Source organism: Pseudomonas sp. JQ36, from assembly GCF_053851495.1.
Map to the genome: position 1 here is coordinate 461,573 of NZ_CM132642.1, position 15,437 is coordinate 477,009.

Consider the following 15,437-nt stretch of genomic DNA (forward strand, 5'->3'; position numbering starts at 1 on the left):
CTGAATTGTTGCCCGCCGAGGACACATGATGAACGACGAAATGAACGCCCAGGACGATCAGGCACTGGCCGACGAATGGGCTGCGGCCCTGGAAGAGACCGGTGATGGCAGTCAGGCTGACATCGACGCACTGCTGGCCGCCGACGCTGGCGCTGCAAGCTCCAACCGTCTGCCGATGGAAGAGTTCGGCAGCGTGCCGAAGAACAACGATCCGGTGACCCTGGACGGTCCGAACCTGGACGTGATCCTCGACATCCCGGTGTCGATCTCGATGGAAGTGGGCAGCACCGATATCAACATCCGCAACCTGCTGCAACTGAACCAGGGTTCGGTGATCGAGCTCGATCGTCTGGCCGGCGAGCCGCTGGACGTGCTGGTCAACGGCACCCTGATCGCGCACGGTGAAGTGGTGGTGGTCAACGAGAAGTTCGGCATCCGTCTGACCGACGTGATCAGCCCAAGCGAACGCATCAAGAAGCTGCGCTGAGTGAAACGGTTTCTCTGGGCTTTGCTGGCACTGCCATTGAGCGTGCTGGCCGCCGAGCCGTCGACGGCGACCACCGTGCCTGCTGCCACCGCGCCGATGGTCAATAGCGGCGTGGCCGGGCAACTGACGCAACTGGTGTTCGGTCTGTTGCTGGTGCTGGGGTTGATCTTCTTCCTCGCCTGGCTGCTGCGCCGGGTGCAACAGGCAGGGCCGGCCGGCAAGGGCCAGGTGATCGAGCTGATCGGCTCCCGCGCCCTCGGTCCGCGTGACCGGTTGATGCTGGTGCAGGTCGGCAACGAGCAGATTTTGCTCGGCTTGAGCCCCGGCACCATCACCGCGCTGCACGTGCTCAAGGAGCCGGTGCAAGTGCCGAGCAGCAGCGAAAAAGCGACCCCGGAATTTGCCCAGCATCTGCTGAAGATTCTCGGCAAGGATCAGAAGGATAAGAAGTAATGGGTGCGCTACGCATCGTCTTGACGCTGGCCCTGATGCTGGCCGCGCCACTGGCATTCGCCGCCGACCCGTTGTCGATTCCGGCGATCACGCTGGGCACCAACGCCGACGGCGCGCAGGAGTATTCGGTCAGCCTGCAGATCCTGCTGATCATGACCGCCCTGAGCTTTATTCCGGCGGCCGTGATCCTGATGACCAGTTTCACCCGGATCATCATCGTCTTCTCGATCCTGCGTCAGGCCCTCGGCCTGCAACAGACGCCGTCGAACCAGATCCTCACCGGCATGGCGCTGTTCCTCACCATGTTCATCATGGCCCCGGTGTTCGATCGGGTGAACAACGATGCGCTGCAGCCGTATCTGGCGGAAAAACTCACCGCCCAGCAAGCGGTGGAAAAGGCTCAGGTACCGATCAAGGACTTCATGCTCGCCCAGACCCGCACCAGCGATCTGGAGCTGTTCATGCGTCTGTCCAAGCGCACCGACATCGCCACCCCGGATCAGGCGCCGCTGACGATTCTGGTGCCGGCGTTCGTCACCTCTGAGCTTAAAACCGCGTTCCAGATCGGCTTCATGATCTTCATCCCGTTCCTGATCATCGACCTGGTCGTGGCCAGTGTGCTGATGGCGATGGGTATGATGATGCTCTCGCCGCTGATCATTTCGCTGCCGTTCAAGATCATGCTGTTCGTGCTGGTGGATGGCTGGGCGCTGATCATCGGCACCCTGGCCAGCAGTTTCGGAGGTGTCTCGCCATGACGCCGGAAGTTGCGGTCGATATCTTTCGTGAAGCCCTTTGGCTGACCACATTGATGGTCGCGATTCTGGTGGTGCCGAGCCTGTTGGTTGGCTTGCTGGTGGCGATGTTTCAGGCGGCGACGCAGATCAACGAACAGACCCTGAGCTTCCTGCCGCGTCTGCTGGTGATGCTGGTGACGCTGATCGTCGCAGGTCCTTGGATCGTGCAGACGTTCATGGAATACATCATTCAGTTGTACAAAAACATTCCGATGGTCATCGGCTAAGCCATGCAGTCGCTGCTTCAGCTGACCGACACCCAGATCAGTACTTGGGTGGCGTCGTTCATGTTGCCACTGTTTCGCGTCGCCTCGATGCTGATGGTCATGCCGGTGTTCGGCACCACGCTGGTGTCGCGCCGGATACGTCTGTATTTCGCCGTGGCCATTACCGTGTGCATTGCCCCGAGCCTGCCGCCGATGCCAGCAGTCAGCCCGCTGGATCTCAGTGGCCTGCTGCTGATTGCCGAGCAGATTCTGGTCGGTGCGGTGCTGGGGTTTTCCCTGCAGCTGTTTTTTCAGGCGTTTGCCGTGGCCGGGCAGATTGTCGCGATCCAGATGGGTATGGGCTTCGCCTCGATGGTTGACCCGGCCAACGGCGTTTCGGTGGCGGTGATCGGCCAGTTCTTCACCATGCTGGTGACCTTGCTGTTCCTGTCGATGAACGGCCACCTGGTGGTCTTCGAAGTGCTCACCGAGAGCTTCACTACGCTTCCGGTGGGCGGCGGGTTGATGACGGCGCAATACTGGGAGCTGGCCGGCAAACTCGGCTGGGTTCTCGGGGCGGCGTTGTTGCTGGTGCTGCCGGCGGTCACCGCGCTGCTGGTGGTCAACATCGCATTCGGCGTGATGACCCGCGCCGCGCCGCAACTGAACATTTTCTCCATCGGTTTCCCGCTGACTCTGGTACTGGGCCTGTTCATTGTCTGGGTCGGTCTGGCGGACATCCTCAATCAGTATCAACCGCTGGCCTCCGAGGCCTTGCAGTTGTTACGCGAACTGGCACGGGCGCGCTGAGCCATGGCAGAGAGCGAAAGCGGTCAGGACAAAACAGAAGACCCCACGGACAAACGCAAAAAAGACTCCCGTGAGAAGGGTGAGATTGCCCGTTCCAAAGAGCTCAACACCCTCGCCGTGATGATGGCCGGTGCCGGTGCGCTGCTGGTGTTCGGCGGCATGCTGGCCGAAGACCTGATGGAACTGATGCGCCTGAACTTCACCCTCTCGCGCGAGGTGATCATGGATCAGGGGGCCATGGGCAGGTTCCTGTTGCAGTCCGGCCAGATGGCGCTGTTGGCGATCCAGCCGATCATGATCACCTTGTTGCTGGCGGCGTTGATCGGGCCGATCTCCCTCGGTGGCTGGCTGTTTGCCGCCGGTTCCATGGCGCCCAAATTCAGCCGGATGAACCCAGCGGCAGGCCTGAAGCGGATGTTCTCGTTCAAGGCTGTGGTCGAACTGCTCAAGGCGCTGGCCAAGTTTCTGATCACCCTCGGGGTGGCGTTGGTGGTGTTGTCGGCGGATGTCGATGATTTGCTGCGTATCGCCCACGAGCCGCTCGAAATGGCGATCATTCACAGCGTCACGCTGGTCGGCTGGAGTACGTTGTGGCTGGCCTGCGGCCTGATCATCATTGCCGCCGTCGATGTCCCGGTGCAGCTCTGGGAAGCGCACAAGAAACTGCTGATGACCAAGCAGGAAGTGCGCGACGAGCACAAGGATCAGGAAGGCCGGCCGGAGGTCAAGCAGCGCATCCGTCAGACCCAGCGCGAGATGTCGCAGCGGCGGATGATGGCGGCGATTCCCGACGCCGACGTGGTCATCACCAACCCGACCCACTACGCCGTCGCGCTCAAGTACGACTCGGAGAAGGGCGGCGCGCCGGTGCTGCTGGCCAAGGGCAGCGACTTCCTCGCGCTGAAGATCCGCGAAATCGCCGTCGCCAACAACGTCATGCTCCTCGAATCGCCGGGGCTGGCGCGTTCGATCTATTACTCCACCGAGCTGGAGCAGGAAATCCCCGGTGGCCTGTACCTGGCGGTCGCCCAGGTATTGGCCTACGTCTACCAGATCCGCCAGTACCGCGCCGGCAAGGGCAAACGCCCGGATCCGCTCAAGGACGATTTGCCGATCCCGCCGGATCTGCGGCGCGATTCCTGACTTGACAGTGACGCAATAAAAAACCGCCATCCCGATTGAATGGGGTGGCGGTTTTTTTATGCCTGAAGACATGTGTCGGCTGTGAGGCCGCCTTCGCGAGCAAGCTCGCTCCCACAGGTTCGGCGTGCAGGCAAAGGTTTGTGATCGACCCCAATCCCTGTGGGAGCGGGCTTGCCCGCGAAGACGTCAGCAGCCGCAACGCCTCATTCAAAGCTTGTCACCGATCCGTATTACTGCGGCAACTCCAGATTATCCATCACCCGATTCACCGCCAGCTCGCCGAGCATGATCAATTGCGCAATACCCAACAGCGTCCTGCGCTGCGACGCCGGTATCAGATGGGCGAAGTCATTGGCGATGGTTCTGGCCGAGGCGAGTGTTTCGCAGGCATCGGCCAGCAGTTCTTCGTTTTTGAAGTCTGCGGTCACGGCGTACATCGAGCGGGTTTTGCGTTGAATGGGCGTGGCGCCGGGCGAGCATAGGTAGTGGTCGAGAGCGCGGTCGGCCGCTTCGTGGAGCTTTTTTGAATCGAGGGATTCGTAGGGGGAGGTGGCGTCGGTTTCGGGTGGGTTGGGTGTTGGTTTGATCATGGTGAAGCTCCGTGGTTGATTTGGCCGCCACGGCTCATCGCTAAACAAGTAAAGGTGGCGGCTGTACGCAGGTTAGCGATCCGGGTCACAGAAACCCCGGGTAGACCCGAAGGTCTCCCGCGCACAGCCACCATGACGCCAAGTGCAGATAGACAAACCTGCAATTGAGACTGGGGATTGAGCGTCTGTAAGGTATCGGATCGCTAAACCCGATCGCTGATTCGTCAGCGACCGAACCACAATAGAACCCGATCCCAAGGCGCACAAGCCGGCGGATTCTGGCGTAGCTGTAGGCAATGGCGCAAGGATGTGTAGCCCGCAAGGCGTGTCTGGAGGTGTCTTTTAAACATCTGAGTTTAAGAAGTAAAAGATCGCGTGACTGTCTCTGAGAACTATCGCATCAGGCCCTTAGGATTCGTCGTCACGCCGAGCATGGCGGCATGCGCAATGCTCAGCGTATGACGACAAAGAAAAAGTTGCTCAACAGATCATTGAGAAATTATCTAGAAATGAGTAGCGACCTCCGTCTATTATGTCTATAAATTTAATTCTCCTATCTGGTGTTTCTGTTATGTCGGCCCATAGTTTGATTTCATCACCATATGGTGGAGTGTTATGCGATTTAATTACTTGCAAGTTTTCGTCGTAGCATATGTATGGTGACTGTACTTTATCAATGCAGGCAATGCCGAATTTAATGCTTTTTGCTGGATTTTTTAGTGTGAATCTCAGCGTTCCGTAGCTAGAAATGTATAACATTTTTCCTGTTATCTGAGGGCCTAAAACACCGCCTTCGCCGATAATCACGCTTCCTACCACTACCGTAACGGTCATGCTGGGGAAATTCATGACTGTTCCAACGGGCCACTCACCCACTGATCCTGTCTCGAAATCCTCTAATGTTACTAAAGGAGGACTTTTCAAAAAGTTTAAATTCAATAGTGGAAATATAATGGGTGTCAAATTGCTGGCGGGGGTCGGCAATACTTCTAAAGAGATCTTGAATTCAGTATCGTGTCCCAGACTTAACAATTGCTCTCTGGTCAGTGTCTGTTTTATTCCAGAGGTTGTTTCCGTATATGTTATTTTGTGGTTGGTCAATATCGGGATTGTGCAGTCGTTGTCGTTGTCGTCTTTTCCCGAAAGTTTTAGTTGCACGATGTTATCAGTGCTGATGCCTGTCCATGGCAACACGGTAACCTCAGCGTTTCCTTCAAAAGAATTCAAATCCAGCACGTTGTCATCCGATGCCTGTGGGATTTTCGGCGAGGGTAGCCGTGGATCTTCATCTGTGATCCTCAGCAAAGTCACCTTGGTCGCATCTGATTCACCCGCTTGTCCACCATCGCGATTCAAATCCCAGCGCAATTCGATCACCTTGTCATGTCGCGCCGCCAGAAATGCCGGGCTCAATACTGTATCCACCCGCTTGTTGTTGAACTCCACCAAAGGAAACGGTGGCGTGCCTGCTGGGGGATCGACCTCCACCAGGCATGCCCGGTCGCCGCTCAATGCTTCAAGGAATTCGATGCGCACCGTCACGCCGTTCGGGTAGGCCAGGACATCAATCGGATCTGTGGCCGGTGCTACAAGGAACGGTGGCAGCAGCTCCCCCAGCGCCGTCCCGATGCGCAACGTCAACTCATGAGAATGCCCCAGCGTCTCGCCCGCCCGCTGAATGCTGTAATCGGCAACCACCGTACCGTTCAGGTTGGGGGTTACATATTTTTTCTCAACGGTAATTCGCACAGGCCTGCCGGCGGTAGCGGGGATCAGGTCGACATGACTACTGATGCTGCCGCCACTGGCGGAGCCGCGCCAACGGTAGTTCACACGATCCTTGTCGCGGGTGCCGAGGTACGGCACCACCAGCGTGGCACCGGTTGGTGGCACGTTGTCCGGATCGAGCACGTCGTTGGCATCTGCACCCTCGACTTCCGGCCGGTCGAACGTCGGCAGGGCGACGCCGACCTGCATCATGAACGGCAGCGACTCGCGAACGCTCAACAGCCCCGTTTCGCTGTTGGTGACGACGTAATAGACCTTGACGTTCAGGCCGTTGAAACGCTGGATTTCGGCATTGCTCACGCTGCGCAGGACGGGCTGATTGTCCGCTACGTTGCCGACCGGGCGGGGATCTTCGTAATAAACGGTGTCGTTACCGGGCGCCTGGGCCCACCAGATCAGGTTGAGCAGGTCGCTGCTGTTGCGACCGGGGTACCAAGGGATCTGTACAGTCGCCCAAGGCGTTTCGGGTGGCAACGTTCCGCCCGGTGCCTCGTCGACGGTGGGGGCGACTAACTGGCTGATGTCGCCAATCACGGTGACGCTGGCATTTTTTGAGCGGCGGTCGCTTTCATCGCTGCGACGGCGCACATAGCCGACCGAGGCCGCGCCTTTGGCGATGGCTTTGACGGCGGCGTTGGGGATGGGGAAATCGAGCTGGAAGGGCACGTACAACACCTTTTTCCCCAGCGGCCCGACGATGATCTGCGAGCCTTGCGCCGGGGTGCCGATCCAGGTCAGGAGCACCTTGTCGCCCACCGCAAAATCGTCCTTGGTGATGTACACGCGGGCGTTCACATCGTCATCCCCGAGCTGGTCGAGGTCGATGCTGTCGGTTGGAATGCCGTTGACCAGCACCTGCGGTTCGTCCAGCCGATTGCCCCCCAGATCCACCAACAGATAATGCGTCGCCGACCACGGCGCGCGTTCGTCCGGGAAATTACCGCAGCGATCGATGACCTGATAAGCCACCGCTACACGATCACCGTCCCCGGCGTCGTCGATAACGGCGCGGCTGAAGACAACCTCGATCGGGTTTCTGATCGGGTCCTGGGCCTGTTCCGGCGTAACGACATGCACCACTTGCTGGCTGCCCCAGCGGGCGAGAATGCGGTCGTACCGGGTGAGGTTGCGGTAGGGCACGATGTGCATCGTCACCCCGCTGGGCGGCAGGTTTTCATCGACCTCGTCATGAGAGATGGAGAACTTGAGATCGGAGTGGCCGTCATCGCCGGGAATGTCGTCGTAATCGCCGGGACGCGTGAGTTTGACCAGCAGGGTCATGACCGGTAACGAGTCCTCCGGGGCCTGGTTCTTGCGCGTGATCCGGTAGAACACTGGCGTGGCATCCCCCTCAAGTACCTGGCCCCTGGTAATGGTGAAAACCACGTCCTGGTTGAGCTCGGCATCGTTCTCGAGGGTCTTGCTCCAGACCGCGGCGCTGTCATTGCCCCAGAACACCTCGGCCAGATCGCCAACGGACATGGTCAGCCAGGCGGGAATGATGCCTTGCAGATCGCCTTCCACGGCTCTGATGGGTATGCCGCCGTCATAGTGTTCGGCAGGGCTGAGGCTGACCAGCGCCGGAAAATAAGGATGTCTGAGGGCTCGAGGGGGTTGCTGGCTGGACATTTGGCGAACTCCGGTCGGGGGGCTGGGGGACGGAGTTATTGAGCGCGCGTTGGAGGAATTAGGCACCTGTCAGATCTGACAGGTGCCGGCGAGTTTCCGACAAGTGGTCATGTGGGCTGAAGGAAAGAGGCGACAAACCGCAGCCCGGTTAAATGAGGTGGCGGTTTTTTTTATGCCTGAAGACATGTGTCGGCTGTGAGGCCGCTTTCGCGAGCAAGCCCGCTCCCACAGGTTCGGCGTGCAGGCAAAGGTCTGTGATCGACACCAATCCCTGTGGGAGCGGGCTTGCTCGCGAAGACGTCAGCAGCCGCAACGCCTCACTCAGGGCTTGTCACAGATCCCTGCTACTGCGGCAACTCCAGATTATCCATCACCCGATTCACTGCCAGTTCCCCAAGCATGATCAGTTGCGCAATGCCCAGCAGCGTCCTGCGCTGCGACGCCGGTATGAGGTGGGCGAAGTCATTGGCGATGGTTCTGGCTGAAGCGAGTGTTTCGCAAGCATCGGCCAGCAGTTCTTCGTTTTTGAAGTCTGCGGTCACGGCGTACATCGAGCGGGTTTTGCGTTGAATGGGCGTGGCGCCGGGCGAGCAGAGGTAGTGGTCGAGGGCGCGGTCGGCCGCTTCGTGGAGCTTTTTCGAATCGAGGGATTCGTAAGGGGAGGTGGCGTCGGTTTCGGGTGGGTTGGGTGTTGGTTTGATCATGGTGAAGCTCCTAGAGTCGACGGAGTTGCCACATTTCGCTGCGATACGAAAGGGAGGTGGCAGCTATACGCGGGTCGCAGACCGGGACTCTAGAACCGGCAGACCCAAAGGTCTCCCACGTACAGCCGCCATAAAACGAGGACGGAAGTTGTGCGTCTAGAAATCAGCGGGCTGCGAGACCCGATCGCTGATTCGTCAGCGACCGATCCACAATAGAACCCGACCCCAAGGCGCACAAGCCGGCGGATTCTGGCGTAGCTGTAGGCAATGGCGCAAGGATGTGTAGCCCGCAAGGAGTGTCTGGAGGTGTCTTTTAAACGCCAGCGTTTAAAGGTGCTGCGCATGATTCTGTGGTGTCGTAGATGGCCTCTTCGCGAGCAAGCCCGCTCCCACAGGGGATCTGTGTGATACCCCCAATCTGTGTTCATTGCGGCGCGATTCCTGATAAATCAAAAGACCGCGGCCTTCCGTTTATCTGAAAAAGACCTCTACCTGTTAGTTCTGACAGTGGACACAAAGGGCATTCAGCTATTCGATGTTCGTTGGCAGGTTTCACGGGCAAGTCGCCTTCTGACCTGTCTTTAACATTCGCCAAGGAGAAGGTCATGCCAGAGAACTACAAAAAGCTTGAAGGAATGAGGTTCGAGTTCGTTTCCGGGTCGGTGGCGAAAGAGTCTGATCATATCGCTTGCACGTTCACTTTTAAGGCGATGTTGGACTTCACGCATTTCGTGCACATGAGCAATGCGTATGTGCCGGGCTATCTCGATTCGTATATCAATGCGATCAAGCCAAGGTTGGACGGGGTAGCCCACCATAGTCTCTACAACCGATTCAATAGTGCCGCTGGCAACATTGGTACTGTTGAAGAGTTGGTCAGCGTTTTCTCTTCGCCCAACAACTACTCCGATACATGGAGTAGCAATGGCACCGGCCTACTGGCGCGTTATCACAAACCACAATTTCACATGGTCGGTAATCAGTTACAGGTCACGGGTGGGCAGGACTTTCGATGGGAGGTCGAGACGGAGGTCGAACGGAAGATCGAGCCACAGGATGTGCCGGACATTTACTTTGTCTGGGCACTGAGTGTGCTGAAGGCACACCCCGACGATCCTTTTCATCAGCCCGAGGAAATCGTGACATTAGGCTATTTTGAGGAAGCGTTTGTCGACGTGGGAGGGAAGCCGATCCGTAAGGGTACGCGCTACCTGGTGGGCCGCGATTTGCGTCTTGGTGCGATAAATCCAGAGCAAATTTTGACTGCCGGATAAATTCGTCAGTGCGCGGGTTTTTCTGATGTTTTTCACCTGCGCTAATGGTGATAGCCGTCCTGCGTCTGTTTTGCGGTCGGCTCCATGGCGCCCGGCTTCAGGCAAGACAATTCCCCGAAACCAACCTCAATTTCAATCCCCGGCAAAAGTTGGAAGGCTTCTTGCAGTAGCCGCCGTGCGCCTGCTTTGGGCGTCAAAAGTTTGCTTTAAAGGAACGGGGAAAACCGGTGGATCGCTCTCAGTTATTCAACACTGCTCGCTCGAATGTTGCCGACCTCAGTCGAGGCAATCTGGGCGTGCCGTTGTTGCTGCTGGTCATGTTGGCAATGATGATGTTGCCGATTCCGCCGTTCCTGCTCGATGTGTTCTTCACCTTCAACATTGCCCTGTCGATCGTCGTCCTGCTGGTCTGCGTGTATGCGCTGCGGCCACTGGATTTCGCGGTGTTCCCGACCATTCTGCTGGTGGCGACGCTGCTGCGGCTCGCGTTGAACGTGGCCTCGACGCGGGTGGTGATGCTCCACGGTCAGGACGGCCACGCCGCTGCCGGTAAGGTGATCCAGGCCTTCGGTGAGGTGGTGATCGGCGGTAACTACGTGGTCGGTATCGTGGTGTTCGCGATTCTGATGATCATCAACTTCGTCGTGGTGACCAAGGGTGCCGGGCGGATTTCCGAGGTGAGCGCGCGCTTCACCCTCGATGCGATGCCCGGCAAACAAATGGCGATCGACGCCGACCTCAACGCCGGTCTGATCGACCAGAACCAGGCTAAGGCGCGCCGTCAGGAAGTCGCCCAAGAGGCTGAGTTCTACGGTTCGATGGACGGTGCCAGCAAGTTCGTCCGTGGTGACGCCATCGCCGGCCTGCTGATTCTGTTCATCAACCTCATCGGCGGTATGGCTGTCGGTATCTTCCAGCACAACATGACCTTCGCCGACGCGGGCAAGGTGTACGCCTTGCTGACCATCGGTGACGGTTTGGTGGCGCAATTGCCATCACTGTTGTTATCGACAGCGGCAGCGATCATGGTGACCCGTGCTTCCGGTTCGGAAGACATGGGCAAGCAGATCAATCGGCAGATGTTCGCCTCGCCCAAAGCCCTGGCGGTGGCCGCTGGTTTGATGGCAGTCATGGGTCTGGTCCCGGGCATGCCGCACTTCTCGTTCCTGAGCATGGCTGCGCTGGCTGCCGGTGGTGCGTACCTGTTCTGGAAAAAACAGAACGTCGCCAAGGTGCAGGCGCTGCAAGAGGTTCAGCGTCAGCAGGAACTGCTGCCGTCGCCGGCCCGCGCCATGGAAACCAAGGAGCTGGGCTGGGATGACGTGACGCCGATCGACATGATCGGCCTGGAAGTCGGTTACCGCCTGATCCCGCTGGTGGATCGCAATCAGGGCGGGCAGTTGCTGGCGCGGATCAAGGGCGTGCGCAAGAAGCTCTCGCAGGACCTGGGCTTCCTGATGCCGACCGTGCACATCCGCGACAACCTCGATCTGGCGCCGAGCGCCTATCGCCTGACCCTGATGGGTGTGATTCTGGCCGAAGCCGAGATCTACCCGGATCGCGAGCTGGCGATCAACCCGGGGCAGGTCTACGGCACGCTCAACGGCATTACCGCCAAAGATCCGGCTTTCGGCCTGGAGGCGGTGTGGATCGAAGTCAGCCAGCGCGCGCAGGCGCAGTCGCTCGGTTACACCGTGGTCGACGCCAGTACCGTGGTCGCGACCCACTTGAACCAGATTCTGTACAAGCACTCCAGTGAGCTGATCGGCCACGAGGAAGTGCAGCAACTCATGCAATTGCTGGCCAAAAGCTCGCCAAAACTGGCTGAAGAGCTGGTGCCGGGGGTGGTGTCGCTGTCGCAGCTGCTCAAAGTGTTGCAGGCGCTGCTGGCCGAACACGTGCCGGTACGCGATATCCGCAGCATTGCCGAGGCTATCGCCAACAACGCCGCCAAGAGTCAAGATACCGCCGCCTTGGTGGCCGCAGTACGCGTCGGCGTATCCCGCGCCATCGTCCAAAGCATTGTAGGCACTGACTCCGAGCTGCCTGTGATCACCCTGGAACCAAGGTTGGAACAAATATTGCTCAATAGTCTGCAGAAGGCAGGACAAGGCTCGGAAGAGGGCGTTCTGCTGGAGCCAAGCATGGCCGAGAAGCTGCAGCGTTCGCTTATCGAAGCGGCGCAGCGCCAGGAAATGCAAGGTCAGCCGGTGATCCTGTTGGTAGCAGGCCCGATCCGCGCGATGCTCTCGCGTTTCGGTCGCCTCGCAGTCCCGGGGCTGCACGTGCTGGCCTACCAGGAAATTCCGGACAACAAGCAAGTGACCATCGTTGCGACAGTAGGGCCCAACGGCTGAGGTAGTGGTTTATGCAAGTTAAGCGTTTTTTCGCCGCCGATATGCGTCAGGCCATGAAGCTGGTTCGTGATGAGCTGGGCGCTGATGCCGCCATCATTGGCAACCGCCGCATTGCCGGCGGCGTCGAGCTGACGGCGGCGCTGGATTACAAATTGTCGGCGCTGGCGCCACGGGTTCCGAACATGGAACTCGAGGACGAGCTGCGCAAGACCCAGTCGCGCATCGTGACCGCCCAGGCCGAGCTGAGCCTGCGTGGCGAAGCCGACGGCAACACCAATCGCCAGTTGTTCGCCGGGCTGCCGTTGACGGCCGGCCTGCCGCTGACCGCTGCCGAACCGTTGAGCGAACCGACTTACGCCGCCCCGGCGCGTACGGCTCCGGCACCTGCACCGGCGGCCGCTGGCGTCGATCCGCGTGCGCTGGATTCGATGCGTTTCGAATTGAACAGTCTGCGTGAGCTGATGGAAGTGCAGCTCGGCACCCTGGCCTGGAATCAGCTGCAAGGCAGCCGTCCGGCGCAAGCCAATCTGTATCGCCGTCTGCAACGCATCGGTCTGTCCGGACCGTTGTCGCGCGATCTGCTGGCGATGATTAATGATATCGAAGAACCACGTCAGGCCTGGCGCATGCTGCTCGCGCACCTGGCGCGGATGATTGCCGTACCGGAAGTCGAGCCGCTGGAAGAGGGCGGGGTGATTGCCATGGTCGGTCCGGCCGGCATGGGCAAGACCACCACCCTGGCCAAGCTGGCCGCGCGCTACGTGCTGAAATACGGCGCGCAGAATGTCGCGCTGGTGAGCATGGACAGTTTCCGTATCGGTGCCCAGGAACAACTGAAGACCCTGGGTCGCATTCTCAATGTGCCGGTGACCCACGTCGATCCGGGCCAGTCGCTGGTTCAGGCGCTCGACCCGCTGCTGCGCAAGCGCGTGGTGCTGATCGACACCGCCGGCTTGCAGGCCAGCGATCCGGCCTTGCGCATGCAGCTGGAAAGCCTGGCCGGGCGTGGCATCCGTTCAAAAAATTATCTGGTGCTGGCAACCACCAGCCAGAAACAGGTTCTAACCGCCGCGTACCACAGTTACAAGCGTTGCGGGCTTGCCGGCTGCATCCTGACTAAACTGGATGAGACGGCCAGTCTTGGCGAAGTATTGAGCCTGGCGATCAGTCATGAATTGCCGGTCGCGTACCTGACCGATGGCCCACGGATTCCGGATGATCTGCATCTGCCGCGCCGTCATCAACTGGTCAGCCGCGCCGTCAGCGTGCAAATGCAGGAAGAACCCAGCGAAGAAGCCATGGCTGACATGTTCGCTGATATCTACCACAGCCCGACCAAGCAGGTTGGCTGAGGTAATGAACCGTTTTTGTACCTACATCGATGGTCTGCCATGCATTGTTCCGGTTGAGAACGCGCAGCCAGTAATGTGGCCTCCGTCTATGCAAGACAAGGTAAAGAAATAACATGGGCAGCATGCATCCCGTACAGGTGATCGCGGTGACCGGCGGCAAAGGTGGCGTCGGCAAGACTAACGTGTCAGTGAACTTGTCTCTGGCGCTGGCAGAGCTTGGCCGTCGGGTCATGCTGCTGGACGCCGACCTGGGGCTGGCGAACGTCGACGTTCTGCTGGGACTGACCCCCAAACGCACTCTGGCCGACGTGATCGAAGGCCGCTGCGAACTGCGCGACGTGCTGTTGCAGGGGCCCGGCGGGATCCGCATCGTGCCGGCCGCTTCCGGCACCCAAAGCATGGTGCACCTGAGCCCGGCGCAACATGCCGGTCTGATTCAGGCCTTCAGCGACATCGGCGACAACCTCGATGTGCTGGTGATCGACACCGCTGCGGGTATTGGTGACTCGGTAGTCAGTTTTGTCCGCGCCGCCCAGGAAGTGTTGCTGGTGGTCTGCGACGAGCCGACCTCGATCACCGACGCCTACGCGCTGATCAAACTGCTCAACCGCGACTACGGCATGAACCGCTTCCGCGTCCTCGCCAACATGGCGCAGAGCCCGCAGGAAGGGCGCAACCTGTTCGCCAAGTTGACCAAGGTCACGGATCGCTTCCTCGACGTCGCCTTACAATACGTCGGCGCCGTGCCGTACGACGAAAGCGTGCGCAAGGCAGTGCAGAAGCAGCGAGCGGTCTATGAAGCCTTTCCGCGTTCCAAGTGCGCGCTGGCGTTCAAGGCGATCGCGCAGAAGGTCGATACCTGGCCGCTGCCTGCCAACCCGCGCGGACACCTTGAGTTTTTCGTCGAGCGCCTCGTGCAGCAAACAGCAGGGCCTGTGTTATGACCGCGAGCGGTATGAACTACTACAAGAAGTCGGCACGTGACGCGCAGTACGAGTTGATCGAGCGTTACGCGCCACTGGTCAAGCGCATTGCCTATCACTTGCTGGCGCGCTTGCCGGCGAGTGTGCAGGTTGAAGACCTGATTCAGGCCGGGATGATCGGCCTGCTCGAAGTCTCTACCAAATACGACGCCAGCAAAGGCGCCAGTTTCGAAACGTACGCGGGCATCCGGATCCGCGGCGCGATGCTCGATGAAGTGCGCAAAGGGGATTGGGCGCCACGCTCGGTTCACCGCAACACCCGTATGGTCAGCGACGCAATTCGCTCAATTGAAGCTAAAACCGGACGTGATGCTAAAGATCACGAGGTTGCGGCCGAACTCCAATTGAGTCTCGACGATTACTACGGGATTTTGAATGACACGCTGGGCAGCCGGCTGTTCAGTTTCGACGACCTGTTGCAGGACGGCGAACACGAAGGGCTGCACGAGGATGGCGCCAGTGCTCATCTTGAGCCGTCACGCGATCTGGAAGATGAACGCTTTCAGGCTGCGCTGGCGGATGCGATTGCCAATTTGCCGGAGCGTGAGCGACTGGTGTTGGCGCTGTACTACGACGAAGAGCTGAACCTCAAGGAAATCGGTGAAGTCCTTGGCGTCAGTGAATCGCGGGTCAGCCAGTTACACAGCCAGTGCGCGGCCCGTTTGCGGGGGCGTTTGGGGGAGTGGCGAGCGCGCTGAAGGCAGTGTGGGGACACTGCGAACGAGGCTGGTGCGGTGATGAACGGCACCGGTCTTGCTCTGTTGTGCTCCAGACAGTCATCGAGTGCTTTGCCGGATTGATTGAAGTGGCGCGTCCAGGTGCTGGGCGCGTTTAAGACTGCTTGGAGGTCGAATTGAACAAAGA

Annotated in this window: 14 protein-coding genes; 11 read left to right on the forward strand and 3 right to left on the reverse strand. The window is 59.2% G+C overall.

Going from position 1 to position 15,437, the window contains the following annotated elements:
• Positions 1-28: 28 nt before the first annotated feature.
• From fliN to flhB, 6 genes are read left to right on the forward strand one after another with little or no spacing between them, the layout of a single operon-like run.
• A complete protein-coding gene (gene fliN, locus ACS4NR_RS02250; RefSeq protein ID WP_003222891.1) occupies positions 29-487 on the forward strand; it encodes a flagellar motor switch protein FliN in 459 nt (152 codons plus the stop codon).
• Positions 488-940 carry a flagellar biosynthetic protein FliO gene (gene fliO / locus ACS4NR_RS02255; protein ID WP_095139378.1) on the forward strand — a complete coding sequence of 151 codons (453 nt, stop codon included), beginning with the start codon at positions 488-490 and terminating at the stop codon, positions 938-940. It abuts the gene before it with no gap.
• Positions 940-1,698, forward strand: a complete 759-nt coding sequence (fliP, locus tag ACS4NR_RS02260; RefSeq protein ID WP_003222895.1) for a flagellar type III secretion system pore protein FliP — start codon at positions 940-942, stop codon at positions 1,696-1,698. The genes fliO and fliP overlap by 1 nt, the downstream gene beginning before the upstream one ends.
• Entirely contained in the window at positions 1,695-1,964 is a 270-nt protein-coding gene (gene fliQ, locus ACS4NR_RS02265) for a flagellar biosynthesis protein FliQ (protein ID WP_007920026.1), read from the forward strand. The genes fliP and fliQ overlap by 4 nt, the downstream gene beginning before the upstream one ends.
• Before the next feature lie 3 nt (positions 1,965-1,967).
• A complete protein-coding gene (gene fliR, locus ACS4NR_RS02270) occupies positions 1,968-2,753 on the forward strand; it encodes a flagellar biosynthetic protein FliR (protein ID WP_047599973.1) in 786 nt (261 codons plus the stop codon).
• A gap of 3 nt (positions 2,754-2,756) precedes the next feature.
• On the forward strand, positions 2,757-3,896 hold the full coding sequence (gene flhB, locus ACS4NR_RS02275) for a flagellar biosynthesis protein FlhB (protein ID WP_095139379.1): 1,140 nt from the start codon (positions 2,757-2,759) through the stop codon (positions 3,894-3,896).
• 230 nt (positions 3,897-4,126) lie between these two features.
• Here flhB and ACS4NR_RS02280 read toward each other — a convergent pair whose 3' ends face one another.
• The 3 genes from ACS4NR_RS02280 to ACS4NR_RS02290 all read right to left on the reverse strand — a co-directional run bounded on the left by ACS4NR_RS02280 (position 4,127) and on the right by ACS4NR_RS02290 (position 8,607).
• Positions 4,127-4,486, reverse strand: coding sequence for a DUF6124 family protein (locus ACS4NR_RS02280; RefSeq protein ID WP_027613916.1), 360 nt, complete (start codon positions 4,484-4,486; stop codon positions 4,127-4,129).
• Between the two features lie 480 nt (positions 4,487-4,966).
• Positions 4,967-7,903, reverse strand: coding sequence for a hypothetical protein (locus ACS4NR_RS02285; protein ID WP_456019001.1), 2,937 nt, complete (start codon positions 7,901-7,903; stop codon positions 4,967-4,969).
• 344 nt (positions 7,904-8,247) lie between these two features.
• Positions 8,248-8,607 carry a DUF6124 family protein gene (locus ACS4NR_RS02290; RefSeq protein WP_027613916.1) on the reverse strand — a complete coding sequence of 120 codons (360 nt, stop codon included), beginning with the start codon at positions 8,605-8,607 and terminating at the stop codon, positions 8,248-8,250.
• Positions 8,608-9,212: 605 nt separating this feature from the next.
• Between ACS4NR_RS02290 and ACS4NR_RS02295 the strand changes: the two genes are divergently transcribed.
• The 5 genes from ACS4NR_RS02295 to fliA all read left to right on the forward strand — a co-directional run bounded on the left by ACS4NR_RS02295 (position 9,213) and on the right by fliA (position 15,271).
• Positions 9,213-9,881, forward strand: coding sequence for a hypothetical protein (locus tag ACS4NR_RS02295; RefSeq protein WP_456019002.1), 669 nt, complete (start codon positions 9,213-9,215; stop codon positions 9,879-9,881).
• A 227-nt stretch (positions 9,882-10,108) separates the two neighbouring features.
• On the forward strand, positions 10,109-12,238 hold the full coding sequence (gene flhA / locus ACS4NR_RS02300; RefSeq protein ID WP_047599970.1) for a flagellar biosynthesis protein FlhA: 2,130 nt from the start codon (positions 10,109-10,111) through the stop codon (positions 12,236-12,238).
• An 11-nt stretch (positions 12,239-12,249) separates the two neighbouring features.
• On the forward strand, positions 12,250-13,590 hold the full coding sequence (gene flhF / locus ACS4NR_RS02305) for a flagellar biosynthesis protein FlhF (protein ID WP_456019003.1): 1,341 nt from the start codon (positions 12,250-12,252) through the stop codon (positions 13,588-13,590).
• Positions 13,591-13,703: 113 nt separating this feature from the next.
• Positions 13,704-14,534, forward strand: a complete 831-nt coding sequence (gene fleN / locus ACS4NR_RS02310) for a flagellar synthesis regulator FleN (protein ID WP_003222917.1) — start codon at positions 13,704-13,706, stop codon at positions 14,532-14,534.
• Positions 14,531-15,271 carry an RNA polymerase sigma factor FliA gene (fliA, locus tag ACS4NR_RS02315; protein WP_007920004.1) on the forward strand — a complete coding sequence of 247 codons (741 nt, stop codon included), beginning with the start codon at positions 14,531-14,533 and terminating at the stop codon, positions 15,269-15,271. The genes fleN and fliA overlap by 4 nt, the downstream gene beginning before the upstream one ends.
• Positions 15,272-15,437: the final 166 nt, after the last annotated feature.

Coding starts and splice junctions, on each gene's coding strand:
- fliA (WP_007920004.1), top strand. CDS start 14,531: ATGACCGCGAGCGGTATGAACTACTACAAGAAGTCGGCACGTGACGCG.
- flhF (WP_456019003.1), top strand. CDS start 12,250: ATGCAAGTTAAGCGTTTTTTCGCCGCCGATATGCGTCAGGCCATGAAG.
- ACS4NR_RS02290 (WP_027613916.1), bottom strand. CDS start 8,607: ATGATCAAACCAACACCCAACCCACCCGAAACCGACGCCACCTCCCCT.
- flhB (WP_095139379.1), top strand. CDS start 2,757: ATGGCAGAGAGCGAAAGCGGTCAGGACAAAACAGAAGACCCCACGGAC.
- fliQ (WP_007920026.1), top strand. CDS start 1,695: ATGACGCCGGAAGTTGCGGTCGATATCTTTCGTGAAGCCCTTTGGCTG.
- ACS4NR_RS02280 (WP_027613916.1), bottom strand. CDS start 4,486: ATGATCAAACCAACACCCAACCCACCCGAAACCGACGCCACCTCCCCC.
- fliP (WP_003222895.1), top strand. CDS start 940: ATGGGTGCGCTACGCATCGTCTTGACGCTGGCCCTGATGCTGGCCGCG.
- ACS4NR_RS02295 (WP_456019002.1), top strand. CDS start 9,213: ATGCCAGAGAACTACAAAAAGCTTGAAGGAATGAGGTTCGAGTTCGTT.
- fliR (WP_047599973.1), top strand. CDS start 1,968: ATGCAGTCGCTGCTTCAGCTGACCGACACCCAGATCAGTACTTGGGTG.
- ACS4NR_RS02285 (WP_456019001.1), bottom strand. CDS start 7,903: ATGTCCAGCCAGCAACCCCCTCGAGCCCTCAGACATCCTTATTTTCCG.
- fliN (WP_003222891.1), top strand. CDS start 29: ATGAACGACGAAATGAACGCCCAGGACGATCAGGCACTGGCCGACGAA.
- fleN (WP_003222917.1), top strand. CDS start 13,704: ATGGGCAGCATGCATCCCGTACAGGTGATCGCGGTGACCGGCGGCAAA.